Source organism: Pseudomonas sp. c313 (assembly GCF_055407145.1).
The window spans coordinates 104,785-119,080 of sequence record NZ_JBUZRD010000011.1 but is presented as its reverse complement, the minus strand read 5'-3'; the positions used below and the strand labels follow the sequence as shown (position 1 = coordinate 119,080).

The following is a 14,296-nucleotide window of genomic DNA, read 5'->3' as shown; positions in this document are numbered from 1 at the left end:
ACCGTAAACCCGTGCCATACTCCAAGGCACTCCTAATCGACGTAGATGGCGCCTCACATGCCCAAAGGATTGATACGCGCCGCTGGCGCCTTGCTGACCGCCCTTGCACTCTACAGCTTGCTGGGCTTCCTGATTCTGCCCGGTATTGCCCTTCGCGTGGCCAACCAACAGTTGGCCAATTACGCCACGGTGCCAGCGCGCATCGAGCGGATCGAGCTCAACCCGTTCAGCCTTGAATTAACCCTCTGGGGCCTGAAAATCGGCGAACCGGGCAAAGAGCAGGTGGGCTTTGAACGCCTGTATGCCAATCTGCAGATCGACAGTCTCTGGATGCGCGCTCTGCACTTGGCGGACGTACAACTGGATAAGCCGAAGACCGAACTGCTGTTCGACAAGTCCGGCACACTCAACCTCGCGCAGTTGTTCAAACTGCCTGCCAGTGAGCCCGCCCCAGCCGACCCCGACAGTAAACCGTTTCCGCTGCGCATCGAGCGCATCAAGCTGGCCGACGGCTACGTACACTTCCAGGATTTGCGCCCCAGCGAACCCATTGAATTTCTCTACGACAAACTCGACTTCGAGCTGAAAAACCTCAGCACGCTGCCCGACGACAATGCCGATATGACCTTGGTCGCGGCCGGCCCCGAGGGCGGTCAGATCGACTGGAGCGGTAATTTCAGCCTGGTGCCGATTGCGTCCGAGGGCAAGCTCAAGGTCACCGATGGCAAGATGAAGGTCTGGTGGCCGTATGTGCGTGACGCGCTGCCGCTGGTCCTCGAAGACGGCTTGCTCAACCTCAGCACCGACTACAAGCTGAACCTGGCCAAGGAAACCGAGCTGAACCTGACCAACACGTCCGTAAGCATCGCGCCCTTTGCCATCAAGGCACCGGATGGTCGGCCACTGGTGCGCCTGGAGCGCCTGGACGTCAGCGAAACGACGGTGGACCTGGCCAAGCAGCAAGTGATCGTCGGCAAGATCCGCAGCAACAAACTCGAAACCTGGGCCACCCTTGAAGCCGACGGTCAATTGGACTGGCAGAAGCTGTTCGCCAGCCAGCCGAGTAAGCCTCAAGCAGCACCTGAGCCCGTGACTGCACCCGCCACCGCCGACTCGCCCAAGCCTCCCGCGGCACCCAGCAAACCCTGGCAAGTGCTGTTCAAGGACGTCCAACTGCGCAACTATCAGGTGCATTTGGCTGACCGCCAGGCTAAGCCGGCGGTAGCGCTGGAGCTGGGTCCACTGAATGTCGACTTGCAGAATTTCGACAGCCTCAATCAGAGCCCTTTTACCCTCAAGCTCGACACTGGCGTGGGTAAACAAGGCAAGATCCAGGCAACCGGCCAGGTCAACCTGAACCCGGTCAGCGCCAAGTTGAAAGTGGACACCAAGGACATCGACCTGCGGGTCGCCCAGTCCTATATCAGCCCGTTCATTCGCCTGGAGCTGCGCAGCGGCATGCTCGGCAGCAATCTCGACGTAAACCTGAAGAGCACCGAGCCCCTTGCATTCCAGATCACCGGTCGCGCGCAGGTTGATCAGTTGCACACCTTGGACACTCTCAAGACTCGCGACTTCCTCAAGTGGCAGCGCCTGGTGGTGGAAGGCCTCAACTACCAGCACGGGGACAGCCTCTCGATCGACAAGGTCAACCTGCTGCAGCCCTATGCACGCTTCATGATCAACGACGACCGCACCACTAACGTCGATGACCTGCTCATTCCTCAGCCGGCCGACAGTGGCGCGAAGCCGGCGGCTAAATCCACAACAGGCAATCAAAAGCCCCTGGGCATTCACATTGGCCAAATTGCGATCAATGACGGTTCAGCCAACTTTGCCGACTTCAGCCTGACCCCGAACTTCGCCACCGCCATTCAGCAGCTCAACGGTCAGATCGGCACCATCGACAGTCGTCAGGCCAAGCCCGCCAGCGTCGACATCAAGGGTAAGGTCGACCGCTATGCGCCTGTCACCATCAAGGGTAGCGTCAACCCGTTTGACCCGATGGCGGCGCTGGATATCGCCACCAGCTTCAAACGCGTCGAACTGACCACCCTGACGCCGTACTCGGGCAAATTCGCCGGGTTCCGTATCCGTAAAGGTCGACTCAACCTGGACCTGCACTACATCATCACCAATGGCCAGCTGAAGGCGCAGAACAAGGTAGTGGTGGAACAATTGCAGTTAGGCGAAAAGGTCGACAGTGCAGACGCCGTAGACCTGCCGATTCGCCTGGCAATTGCCCTGCTCAAGGACACTGACGGCAAAATCTCCATTGAGTTGCCGGTTACCGGAGACCTGAACAACCCGCAATTCAGCGTGATGCCGATTGTCTGGCAGACCCTGCGCAACTTGGTGCTGCGTGCAGCCCAGGCGCCATTCAAGTTTATCGGTGGGCTGATTACCGGTGGCGGTTCAGAAGACCTGGGCACTGTGTCGTTCGCAGCCGGCTCCAGCGACCTGAGCAAGGACTCCGAATCGGCGCTGAACACCTTGGCCAAGGCGCTCAAGGAACGCCCAGCCCTGCGCCTGGAGATTGAAGGCACGGCCGCTGCCAGCAGTGACGGGCCTTTGTTGGCCGCACAACGGCTGGAGCGGGAATACCAGTACAACTACTACAAGATACTCCAGCGCCGTGGCGATAAAGTCCCGGCCCAGGCGTCGCTGATTGAAGTACCCGAAAGCGAAAAAGCGCCGCTCCTGGAAGGCATCTATCGCACTCGTCTGAAACAGCAGCCGCCAGCTGAGTGGAAAGACCTGAGCCGTGATGAACGTACCGCGAAGTTGCGGGACGGTTTGATCAAATTCTGGAGCGCAAGCGACGTGCTGCTACGCCAACTGGGCCAGGACCGCGCCAGCAGCATCAAGGACTTCCTGGTGGACAAAGGGCAACTGGAAGACGACCGGGTTTACTTTATCGATGCCAATCTGGGGCAAGCGGAGAAGGATGGTCGGGTGATTACCCAAATGCATCTGGATGCCGAGTAACCCCAACGACGACCCGGGCACCCCCATAGCCGTCAAGCATTAGCGAGGCTGCGTGTCAGGGCGACTCGGGGTAGGGGGCCGACCTGATGGAGGTGGTGCGGCCGTCGTAGCCTCGCTGGAGCTCGACTACTGCTACGGCTTATTCCCTCTCCCACATAGAACAGGCCCCGGCACAAGTGCCGGGGCCTGTAATGACCACATCCGTGTGGTCGGTCGCATGAACCTGTGAGGTGCATTGAGCAGATATCTAACTGAGCAGATATCTAACTCGCTCGCCGCCGCCTTCGCCTAGTCCAGGCGATTTGTTGAGCGTTACTCTGCTTTCAGGCCGTCGGCCGAAACAGCTTTAACGCCTTTGATCTTCTTGGTGATGTTCACCGCAGTAGTTTTCTGCGCTTCAGTCACAGCGACGGTCGAAGACAGGGAAACTACACCTTTGTTGGTTTCGACTTTGATGTCGGTGCCAGGAATGCCTTTCTCGGTGACCAGATCACTTTTCACTTTGGTGGTGATCCAGGTGTCGGAGGTCGCTTCCTTGGCCTTGGTCACTTCACCGGCAGCTACAACCATAGGCGCCTGGGAAGTTTGAGCGAAAGCCACGTTGGCCATGGTCAGGGTCAGAGCGGTGGCAGTTGCAGCAGCGATAGCGAACTTCTTCATACGAGTAACTCCTGTTTTATAAAAAGTCTGCAGCGTGTAAACGCTGATGCTGCAGGGTTACCAGTACTATTGCAGGCGCTGTGCCAAGTTTTTATCGCAATAAAAAACCTTAAAAATCAGTATGTTATAAAAATAATGATTTTCGAAATCGTGCAATTTGCATGAAGCCAATTGTAGCTGCATGCAAGTTGCGGTTTTTGAGTTTGGCTAAACAGCTGATTTCATGGCACTTTCCTGCAGACATGAAAAAGGGACTCCGAAGAGTCCCTTTTCAGCGTACAGCTACGGGGTGATTAAGCGCCCGACGCCTTGGCTGCTGCAACGTCCTTGATGGACAGCTTGATACGACCGCGGTTGTCCACGTCCAGTACCAGCACTTCCACTTCCTGGCCTTCTTTCAGAATGTCGGTCACTTTCTCAACGCGAGCATCGCTCAGCATGGAGATGTGAACCAGACCGTCCTTGCCCGGCAGGATGTTGACGAATGCGCCGAAGTCGACGATGCGCTCAACCTTACCAACGTAGATCTTGCCGATCTCGGCTTCGGCAGTGATGCCCAGAACGCGCTGACGCGCGGCTTCTGCGGCTTCCTTGGTTTCGCCGAAGATCTTGATCGAGCCGTCGTCTTCGATGTCGATCGAAGCCTTGGTCTCTTCACAGATCGCACGAATAGTCGCGCCGCCTTTACCGATGACATCACGGATTTTGTCGGTGTCGATTTTCATCGCGATCATGGTCGGAGCATTTTCCGACAGCTCGGTACGGGACTGAGCAATGATCTGGTTCATCTGGCCGAGGATGTTCAGGCGCGCTTCCAGGGCTTGGCCCAGAGCGATTTCCATGATTTCTTCGGTGATGCCTTTGATCTTGATGTCCATCTGCAGCGCGGTAACACCTTTGGCGGTACCGGCTACCTTGAAGTCCATGTCGCCCAAGTGGTCTTCGTCACCCAGGATGTCGGTCAGGACGGCGAATTTCTCGCCTTCTTTAACCAGACCCATGGCGATACCGGCAACTGGGGCCTTCATTGGCACACCAGCGTCCATCAGAGCCAGGGAAGCACCGCAGACCGAAGCCATGGAGCTGGAACCGTTGGACTCGGTGATTTCCGATACGACGCGGATGGTGTACGGGAACACGTCAGCAGCAGGCAACATGGCCTGAACCGAGCGACGAGCCAGACGGCCGTGACCGATTTCGCGACGACCAGCACCGCCCATACGACCACACTCGCCCACCGAGAACGGAGGGAAGTTGTAGTGCAGCATGAAGGGGTCTTTTTTCTCGCCTTCCAGGGTGTCCAGCAGCTGTGCGTCACGGGCAGTACCCAGAGTCGCGACTACCAGAGCCTGAGTTTCGCCACGGGTGAACAGAGCCGAGCCGTGGGTTTTAGGCAGAACACCGACTTCGATGTTCAGCGGACGTACGGTCTTGGTGTCGCGGCCGTCGATACGTGGCTTGCCGTTAACGATGTTTTCGCGAACGGTGCGGTATTCGATTTCACCGAAAGCGGCTTTGACTTCGCTGGAGGTCGGCTGACCTTCTTCACCGGACAGCTTGGCAACAACCTGGTCTTTCAGCTCGCCTAGGCGAGCGTAACGGTCGGCCTTGATGGTGATGGTGTAAGCCTGGGAGATCGCGTCGCCGAACTCGGAACGGATAGCACCCAGCAGAGCAGTGGCTTCTGGCTTTGGAGCCCAGGTCCAGGTTGGCTTGGCTGCTTCGGCGGCCAGTTCTTTGATGGCGTTGATCACCACCTGGAACTCGTCGTGAGCAAACAGTACCGCGCCCAGCATCTGGTCTTCGGTCAGCTCTTTGGCTTCCGATTCAACCATCAGAACGGCTTCCGACGTACCGGCAACGACCATGTCCAGGCTCGAAGCTTTCAGTTGTTCGTAAGTCGGGTTCAGCAGGTAGCCAGTGCTTTCGTGGAATGCAACGCGGGCACAGCCGATAGGACCATCAAAAGGAATACCGGAGATTGCCAGTGCAGCCGAGGTACCGATCATCGCAGCGATGTCCGGATCGATTTTTTTGCTGGTAGAAACGACGGTGCAGACAACCTGCACTTCGTTCATGAAGCCTTCTGGGAACAGCGGACGGATCGGACGGTCGATCAGTCGGGAAGTCAGGGTTTCTTTCTCGGAAGGACGGCCTTCACGCTTGAAGAAACCGCCAGGGATCTTACCGGCAGCGTAAGTCTTTTCCTGGTAGTGGACAGACAGAGGGAAGAAGCCCTTGCCTGGATCGGCTTGCTTGGCACCAACAACGGTCACCAATACGCTGACGTCGTCGTCAACGGTGACCAGCACTGCGCCGGAGGCCTGACGGGCGATACGGCCTGTCTCGAGGGTAACGGTCGACTGACCGAACTGGAATTTTTTGATTACCGGGTTCACGGTGTCCTACCTTCTTTGTGGCTCTTGGGGAACTTGTCTTCTTGCGAAATTCTTGGGCAATGTCGGGAGTCGGCCCAACGCCTGTCCAGGGTAAAACGTGTATCCAGATAAAACTTGAGGCTGGGAGCCTGCCATGGGCCAGCGGGAATCCCACTGACACACGACAGACAGCCAACCTCTAGCGCAATCGCTGATTAGCGACGCAGACCCAGGCGACCGATCAGAGCCTGGTAACGGCCCAGATCTTTACCTTTCAGGTAATCCAGCAGCTTACGACGCTGGTTTACCATGCGGATCAGACCACGACGGGAGTGGTGATCTTTACCGTTGGCCTTGAAGTGACCTTGCAGTTTGTTGATGTTGTGGGTCAGCAGTGCAACTTGCACTTCTGGCGAACCAGTGTCACCAACAGCTTGCTGGTAGTCAGCTACGATTTGAGCTTTTTCTTGAACGTCGAGAGCCATGAGGCAATCCTTTTATCAGGAAACCATCCAAGGGACGGTTTCAACAGGCCAGGGACAAATCCCTGTATCTAAAAATGAGTAGTGACCGTGCCTGCTAACAGCCACCCTCGTTCCAGTTTGTATAAAAGCTGCTGCGCTTTTACCTCAAACTGGTTCCGGTCATTCTGACCGAATCAGTCGACGCGGCGCGATTCGCCCGTCTTCGCTCACTTCACCGATACCGATAAAGCGACCGTTATGATCCTGTACCCGCACCATGCCGAACTTCGGGGCATCCGGGGCGCGTACCGGTTGGCCGTTAAGCCAATAGAACGCGCTGTGCTCCGAGAAGTGCAGCAATGGCCAATCCAGCAAACCGCTGTCCGATGGCATCAGGAAGCGATCAACCGCCTCATTGCCGCCTTCGGCATGTACGGCTTCCAGCTCTTCCAGCGTGACCGTCTGGGCCAAGGTGAAAGGGCCTGCCTGGGTCCGTCGCAGTTCTGCAACGTATGCGCCACAGCCTAGTTGCTCACCAATATCTTCCACCAGGGTACGGATATAGGTGCCTTTGCTGCAGTCCACCGCCAACCGGGCAGTGTCGCCTTCGCAGGCGAGCAATTCCAAGAGCGCAATAGTAACAGAACGCGGTTCGCGCTCCACCACTTCCCCAGCACGCGCCAGCTTGTAAAGGGGTTGGCCATCACGCTTGAGCGCCGAGTACATCGGCGGTATCTGACTGATTTTCCCACGAAAAGCGGGCAAAGCAGCTTCAATATCAGCACGACCAACGGTCACGTCACGAACCCGCAAAACATCACCTTCGGCGTCTGCTGTGGTGGTGGTCTTGCCCAGTTGCGCCAGGGTTTCGTAACCCTTATCGGAATCAAGCAGGTATTGCGAAAACTTGGTGGCCTCGCCAAAGCACAATGGCAGCACGCCAGTGGCCAGGGGATCGAGACTACCGGTGTGCCCTGCCTTCTCGGCATTGAGCAGCCAGCGCACTTTCTGCAAGGCAGCATTGGAGGTAAAGCCAATGGGCTTATCGAGCAGAATGATGCCGCTGACGTTACGACGGATACGTTTGACCTGAGCCACCGATTACTCCTTGGCGTCTTCAGGTGTGGCCGATTCCGGGCGCTGGCTGTCTTCAGCCACGGCCCGCTCTATCAGTGCCGACAAGTGCGCGCCACGCACGACGCTTTCGTCGTAGTGGAAGTGCAACTGAGGGACGCTGCGCAGCTTCATCTCACGCGCCAACTGCATGCGCAGGAAGCCTGCGGCGGAGTTCAGCACCTTGATGCTTTGCGCGATATCTTCGGCGTTGTCCTGACCCATCACAGTGATGAAAATCTTGGCGTGACCCACATCGCGGCTGACTTCAACGGCGGTGATGGTGACCAGGCCTACACGTGGGTCCTTAACTTCACGACGGATCAGCTGTGCCAGCTCACGCTGCATCTGATCGCCGATACGTTGGGTACGGCTGTATTCTTTTGCCATGTCTTGTTACCTGTTACTGCCACACGGTGAAACCCATGGGGTCTGAAAGCGGCAAACGCCCGGCCTGACAAAAGCCAGACCGGGCGTTGCGTTTAGAGTCCGGACGCTGCGCCGGGCACTTGCGTGCCGCGGCCCATCGTGGCCCTTGAAGTGCGCGAGTTAGAGGCTGCGAGCAACCTGAACCTTCTCGAAGACTTCGATCTTGTCACCGGCCTTGACGTCGTTGTAGCTCTTGACGCCGATACCGCATTCCATGCCGGCACGTACTTCAGAAGCGTCATCCTTGAAGCGGCGCAGAGATTCCAGCTCGCCTTCGAAGATAACGATGTCTTCACGCAGTACACGGATTGGACGGTTACGGTGCACAACACCTTCGAGCACCATGCAACCGGCGATCGCGCCAAACTTCGGCGAACGGAACACGTCGCGGACTTCAGCGATACCCAGGATGTTCTCCCGGACGTCACTGCCAAGCATGCCGGTAAGGGCCTTCTTGACGTCTTCGATGATGTCGTAGATGACGTTGTAGTAACGCATATCCAGGCCTTCCTGCTCGACGATCTTCCGTGCGCCAGCATCGGCACGCACGTTGAAGCCAAACAGTACAGCGTTGGAGGCCAGTGCCAGGTTAGCGTCGGATTCGGTGATACCACCGACACCGCCACCGACAACACGCACTTGCACTTCGTCGTTACCCAGGCCATTCAAGGCGCCGTTCAACGCTTCGAGGGAACCACGGACGTCAGATTTGAGGACGATGTTAAGCGTCTTCTTCTCTTCCTGGCCCATGTTCTCGAAGATGTTTTCCAGCTTGCCAGCGTGAGCACGGGCCAGCTTGACTTCGCGGAACTTGCCTTGACGGAACAGAGCCACTTCACGGGCTTTCTTCTCGTCTGACAGTACGCTCATCTCGTCGCCAGCGTCCGGGGTACCGTCCAGGCCGAGGATCTCGACAGGGATGGAAGGACCGGCTTCCTTGATAGACTTGCCGTTCTCGTCGAGCATGGCACGTACACGGCCATAGTTCGAACCGACCAGGACCATGTCGCCTTGGCGCAGGGTACCGTCTTGAACCAGAACGGTTGCAACCGGGCCACGACCTTTGTCGAGACGCGATTCAACCACAACACCACGACCTGGGGCCGAAGGGGTTGCTTTCAGTTCGAGAACTTCCGCTTGCAGCAGGACCGCTTCCAGCAGTTCGTCTACACCGGTACCGACTTTCGCCGAGACCGAAACGAACGGCGTATCACCGCCCCACTCTTCGGAAGTCACGCCGTGAACCGACAGTTCGCTACGGATGCGATCAAGATCGGCGCCCGGCTTGTCGATTTTGTTCACTGCGACAACCAATGGAACACCAGCGGCCTTGGCGTGCTGGACAGCTTCAATGGTCTGCGGCATTACGCCGTCGTCCGCTGCAACTACCAGGATCACGATGTCAGTCGCCTTGGCACCACGGGCACGCATGGCGGTAAACGCGGCGTGACCTGGGGTATCGAGGAAGGTGACCATGCCGCGGTCGGTTTCAACGTGGTACGCACCGATGTGCTGGGTGATACCGCCGGCTTCGCCTGCAGCTACCTTGGCACGACGGATATAGTCGAGCAGCGAGGTCTTACCGTGGTCAACGTGGCCCATTACGGTCACAACTGGCGCGCGGGAGAAGGTCTCGCCTTCAAACTTCAGGGACTCGGCCAGGGAATCTTCCAGGGCGGTGTCGCTGACGAGGGTCACTTTGTGGCCCAGCTCTTCAGCAACCAGTTGGGCAGTTTCCTGATCCAGTACCTGGTTGATGGTCGCTGGAGTACCCAGTTTGAACATGAACTTGATGATTTCAGCTGCCTTGACCGACATCTGTTGAGCGAGGTCGCCCACAGTGATGGTCTCGCCGATCTTCACTTCACGCACGACAGGGCCGGTTGGGCTCTGGAAACCGTGGGCGTTGCGTTTCTTCAGCTTGGCTTTGCCGCGACCACCACGACGGAAGCTGTCGCTTTCTTCGTCGGTAGTACGTGGAGCAACCCGCGGCGTTGGCGCCTTCTCTTTGACCGAAGCACGATGTGGAGCGTTTTTGCGCTCACCATCACCACTGCCACGACGACTGTTATCGTCGGCACGTGGTTTATCCGGACGACGAGGTTCGTCGCGCTTACGAGCGTCAGCTGCAGGGGCTGGTGCTGTGGCAACCGGAGCGGCCTCACGCACAGCCTCTACAGGTGCAGCAGGTGCCGCAACTGCATCAGTACCAGCAGGCTGGCGACGCGCTTCTTCTTCGGCGCGACGCTTGGTTTCTTCTTCAGCCTTCTGACGAGCAGTATTTTCTACTGCGCGACGTTCTTCCAGTTCACGTTTGCGCTCGGCTTCGATTTCTTCCGGGCTGCGCTGTACGAAGACTTTCTTCTTGCGTACTTCAACGCTGATGCTCTTGCTACCAGCAACACGCAAGGTGCTGGTGGTTTTGCGCTGCAATGTAATCTTGCGCGGTTCTTCCACTTTCGCCTTGTGGCTGCTCTTCAAGTGAGTCAGCAAAGACTGCTTCTCACTATCGCTCACACCTTCATCGGCGGCGGTGTGCGGCAGACCTGCCTCACGCATCTGCTGCAACAGGCGCTCTACCGGTGTTTTGACCTCATCGGCCAGTTGTTTCACCGTGACTTGCGTCATGCACTTCTCTCCTCAGGCCGCGCCTAATTACTCGAACCAATGGGCTCGGGCGGCCATGATCAACTTGCCGGCACGATCATCGTCAATGCCGTCGATGTCGAGCAGGTCGTCAATAGACTGCTCGGCCAGGTCTTCGCGGGTAATTACGCCGCGCACCGCCAGTTCCATCGCCAAATCCTTGTCCATACCCTCAAGCGAGAGCAGGTCTTCGGCCGGATGGGCGTCTGCCAGCTTTTCCTCAGTAGCGATGGCTTTAGTCAACAAACGATCCTTGGCCCGAGCGCGAAGCTCGTTGACAGTATCTTCGTCAAAGCCGTCGATGTTGAGCATTTCTTCCAACGGTACGTAGGCAATCTCTTCCAGGCTGGTGAAGCCTTCATCTACCAGCACCTGTGCCAGGTCTTCGTCGACTTCCAGCTCGTCGATGAAGTTGCGCAGGATGTCACCGGTTTCTGCTTGCTGCTTAGCCTGGATGTCCGATTCGGTCATCACGTTCAGGGTCCAGCCGGTCAACTGGCTGGCCAAACGTACGTTCTGACCACCGCGACCGATGGCCTGAGCCAGATTGTCTGCGCCAACGGCGATGTCCATTGCATGGGCATCTTCGTCAACGATAATTGCCGCGACTTCGGCCGGTGACATGGCGTTGATCACGAACTGCGCCGGGTTATCGTCCCACAGCACGATATCCACACGCTCACCGCCCAATTCGCCCGACACTGCCTGGACGCGCGAACCGCGCATACCAATGCAAGCGCCTTGCGGGTCGATGCGTTTGTCCTTGGAGCGGACCGCGATCTTGGCGCGCGAACCCGGATCGCGGGACGCAGCCATGACTTCGATCAGGCCTTCGGCAATTTCCGGCACTTCAATGCGGAACAACTCAATCAGCATTTCCGGCGCGGTACGCGACAGGATCAACTGAGGGCCGCGGTTTTCAGTGCGGATTTCCTTGAGCAGCGCGCGCAAACGCACGCCAACCCGGAAAGTTTCGCGAGAAATGATGTCTTCACGGGCCAGCAACGCTTCGGCGTTGTTACCCAGATCGACAATCACGTTGTCGCGGGTCACTTTTTTCACGGTGCCGGAGATGATTTCCCCCAGGCGCTCGCGATAGGCGTCAACGACTTGAGCACGCTCGGCTTCGCGAACCTTTTGCACGATGACCTGCTTGGCGGTCTGTGCAGCGATGCGGCCGAACTCGATGGAGTCGATCTTTTCTTCAACGACATCGCCAACGTTGGCACCAGGATGCGTTTCAGCAACCTTGCTTGGCCAGGTTTCGATAGCCGGATCATCAAGATCGGCTTCTTCGACGACCGTCCAGCGACGGAAAGTCTCATAGGCACCGGTGTGGCGATTGATTTCCACACGCAGATCAACTTCGTCCTCAAAACGCTTTTTGGTAGCAGTGGCCAGGGCCAGCTCCAGCGCTTCAAAAATCACGTTTGCCGGTACGCCCTTTTCATTGGATACCGACTCAACAACCAGCAGTACTTCTTTGCTCATCGTACGCCTCGCCTTTCGCAAGCCATTGGATCCGCGGGATCCGCGTCTCAGTCAAAACTGGGAATAATGTTGGCCTTGTCGATCATATCGATCGGCAACAGGAACTCATGGTCTTCTACCTGCACCACGATGTCCTGCTCTTCTACACCGCGCAGAAGGCCCTGAAAGTTGCGGCGCCCTTCAAAAGGGGAACGCAACTTGATCTTCACTTGTTCACCGGCAAATTTTGCAAACTGCTCAATAGTGAACAGTGGGCGTTCCATGCCAGGCGAGGAAACTTCAAGGGTGTATTCAACGGCGATTGGATCTTCAACATCCAGGACACCACTGATCTGACGGCTGACAATGGCACAATCGTCCACCAGCACGCCGCCCTCTTTATCGATATAAACACGCAACATTGAGTGACGACCCTGAGCCGAAAACTCAATACCCCAGCATTCATAGCCTAGGGCCACGATCACCGGGGCCAACAAGGCCTGCAACTCTTCTAGCTTGCTCGACACCTGAACCCCCTAGTGCATGTATGTGCATGCTATGCAAAATAAAAAAAATGGGCGAAACGCCCATCCTTGAAACGCCGTCGAACAGCGGCGTTGAAAGTGTCCAGCTAACAAAAAGCCCCTTAAAAGGGGCTCCGCTAAAACTGGTTGCGGGGGCCGGATTTGAACCGACGACCTTCGGGTTATGAGCCCGACGAGCTACCAGACTGCTCCACCCCGCGACAAAGCTGGGGCGGAAGTATACGACCGATCCCTTACAGGGTCAATGTAACCTTCCACCTACAAGAAAGCCCGCAACAGCGGGCTCTCCTGACAATTGGTACCGAGAAGGGGACTCGAACCCCTACACCCTATGGGCACAACCACCTCAAGGTTGCGTGTCTACCAATTCCACCACCTCGGCAATACAACATTTACAGCGTGTAACCCTTCTTACTTTTGCTCTTGAGCTGGAGGCACGTCAGTCGCTGGGGTAGCCGACTTTTGCTCTTGAAGCACCGGTACATCATCAGAAGCCGGTTTTGCTTTTGGAACTTCCAACACTGCTGGGTTTGGCAAACCTACTTGAGTCAGCACATGAGCTTTCTCTTTAGCAAAGTAACCTAACCCCAAGCTGGTTATGAAGAAACCGGCGGCAAGTATAGCAGTAAACTTACTAAGAAAGGTAGAGGAACCTTGGCTTCCGAACACAGTATTTGAAGCACCTGCCCCGAAAGACGCACCAGCGTCCGCACCTTTACCCTGCTGCAGCAATACCAGAGCAACAACGCCCAGTGCACCCAACAGATGAAAAACGACTACGACTGTTTCCAGCATTTTCTCAGTTTCCCGCGGCGCGACAAATCGCACCGAACTCATCTGCATTCAGGGAGGCTCCACCAATGAGCCCCCCATCGATATCCGGCATGCCGAACAGTTCGACCGCATTGGCCGCCTTCACGCTGCCGCCGTATAGAAGCCGCACACCTCGTGCGACCTCAGAATTCTCTGCCGCCAACTGCGCGCGGATGGCTGCGTGCACATCCTGCGCCTGTTGCGGCGAAGCAGTCAGCCCGGTACCAATGGCCCAGACCGGCTCGTAAGCAATTACTGCATTTGCAAAGGCACCGACTCCCAGCTCCTCAATGATACTGCCCAGCTGACGCCCGACAACCTCAAGAGTTTTCCCGGATTCACGCTGCTCAAGGGTCTCCCCTATGCACAGCACCGGAATCAAGCCACAAGCCTGTGCCGCTGCGAACTTGCGATTAAGTGTCCCATCACGCTCGCCCATAATCTGACGACGCTCGGAGTGCCCAACAAGCACCAGGGAACAACCCGCATCAACCAGTTGACTAGGCGCAATCTCACCAGTCAACGCACCTTGCATGGATTCCACCGCAGAGTTCTGCGCGCCGACCTGAATCGACTTGCCTTTCAAGCCATCAATCACTTGATTGATATACAAGCAAGGCGGGAATACCGCGACATCAACACCGCTAGGCAAGGCCAAATGACGAAGGCCGTTGATCAGCTCAGCGACACTGGCGCGGGTACCGTGCATTTTCCAGTTACCAGCTACCATAGTGCGACGCATGCTGTACCCCGTCGGTCAAAGTGGGCGCAGATGTTACCCAACCACACC

General features: G+C 56.9%; 11 protein-coding genes and 2 tRNA genes. 1 reads left to right on the top strand and 12 read right to left on the bottom strand.

Going from position 1 to position 14,296, the window contains the following annotated elements; genetic code table 11:
- Positions 1 to 57 precede the first annotated feature (57 nt).
- Entirely contained in the window at positions 58 to 2,988 is a 2,931-nt protein-coding gene (locus ACZRKZ_RS23450) for a DUF748 domain-containing protein (RefSeq protein WP_463982885.1), read from the top strand.
- 312 nt (positions 2,989 to 3,300) lie between these two features.
- On the opposite strand, the gene ACZRKZ_RS23445 is transcribed toward ACZRKZ_RS23450, so the two are convergent.
- The 12 genes from ACZRKZ_RS23445 to tpiA all read right to left on the bottom strand — a co-directional run bounded on the left by ACZRKZ_RS23445 (position 3,301) and on the right by tpiA (position 14,248).
- Positions 3,301 to 3,648, bottom strand: a complete 348-nt coding sequence (locus ACZRKZ_RS23445) for a BON domain-containing protein (protein WP_025857115.1) — start codon at positions 3,646 to 3,648, stop codon at positions 3,301 to 3,303.
- 293 nt (positions 3,649 to 3,941) lie between these two features.
- Positions 3,942 to 6,047, bottom strand: coding sequence for a polyribonucleotide nucleotidyltransferase (gene pnp, locus ACZRKZ_RS23440; RefSeq protein WP_463982884.1), 2,106 nt, complete (start codon positions 6,045 to 6,047; stop codon positions 3,942 to 3,944).
- A 194-nt stretch (positions 6,048 to 6,241) separates the two neighbouring features.
- Positions 6,242 to 6,511, bottom strand: a complete 270-nt coding sequence (rpsO, locus tag ACZRKZ_RS23435; RefSeq protein ID WP_003176135.1) for a 30S ribosomal protein S15 — start codon at positions 6,509 to 6,511, stop codon at positions 6,242 to 6,244.
- A 159-nt stretch (positions 6,512 to 6,670) separates the two neighbouring features.
- Positions 6,671 to 7,588, bottom strand: a complete 918-nt coding sequence (gene truB / locus ACZRKZ_RS23430; RefSeq protein ID WP_463982883.1) for a tRNA pseudouridine(55) synthase TruB — start codon at positions 7,586 to 7,588, stop codon at positions 6,671 to 6,673.
- A 3-nt stretch (positions 7,589 to 7,591) separates the two neighbouring features.
- Positions 7,592 to 7,993: a 30S ribosome-binding factor RbfA gene (gene rbfA / locus ACZRKZ_RS23425; protein ID WP_133103511.1), complete on the bottom strand. Its 402-nt coding sequence runs from the start codon at positions 7,991 to 7,993 to the stop codon at positions 7,592 to 7,594.
- A gap of 159 nt (positions 7,994 to 8,152) precedes the next feature.
- A complete protein-coding gene (infB, locus tag ACZRKZ_RS23420) occupies positions 8,153 to 10,660 on the bottom strand; it encodes a translation initiation factor IF-2 (RefSeq protein WP_463982882.1) in 2,508 nt (835 codons plus the stop codon).
- Positions 10,661 to 10,687: 27 nt separating this feature from the next.
- On the bottom strand, positions 10,688 to 12,169 hold the full coding sequence (gene nusA / locus ACZRKZ_RS23415) for a transcription termination factor NusA (RefSeq protein WP_133103509.1): 1,482 nt from the start codon (positions 12,167 to 12,169) through the stop codon (positions 10,688 to 10,690).
- 47 nt (positions 12,170 to 12,216) lie between these two features.
- The gene (gene rimP, locus ACZRKZ_RS23410) at positions 12,217 to 12,675 is read right to left on the bottom strand and encodes a ribosome maturation factor RimP (protein WP_133103508.1); all 459 of its coding nucleotides are present in this window, start codon (positions 12,673 to 12,675) and stop codon (positions 12,217 to 12,219) included.
- A 141-nt stretch (positions 12,676 to 12,816) separates the two neighbouring features.
- A tRNA-Met gene (locus tag ACZRKZ_RS23405) sits at positions 12,817 to 12,893 on the bottom strand.
- A gap of 96 nt (positions 12,894 to 12,989) precedes the next feature.
- Positions 12,990 to 13,075, bottom strand: a tRNA-Leu gene (locus tag ACZRKZ_RS23400).
- A 29-nt stretch (positions 13,076 to 13,104) separates the two neighbouring features.
- On the bottom strand, positions 13,105 to 13,488 hold the full coding sequence (gene secG, locus ACZRKZ_RS23395) for a preprotein translocase subunit SecG (protein WP_133103507.1): 384 nt from the start codon (positions 13,486 to 13,488) through the stop codon (positions 13,105 to 13,107).
- Between the two features lie 4 nt (positions 13,489 to 13,492).
- Positions 13,493 to 14,248: a triose-phosphate isomerase gene (gene tpiA / locus ACZRKZ_RS23390; RefSeq protein WP_063033212.1), complete on the bottom strand. Its 756-nt coding sequence runs from the start codon at positions 14,246 to 14,248 to the stop codon at positions 13,493 to 13,495.
- Positions 14,249 to 14,296: the final 48 nt, after the last annotated feature.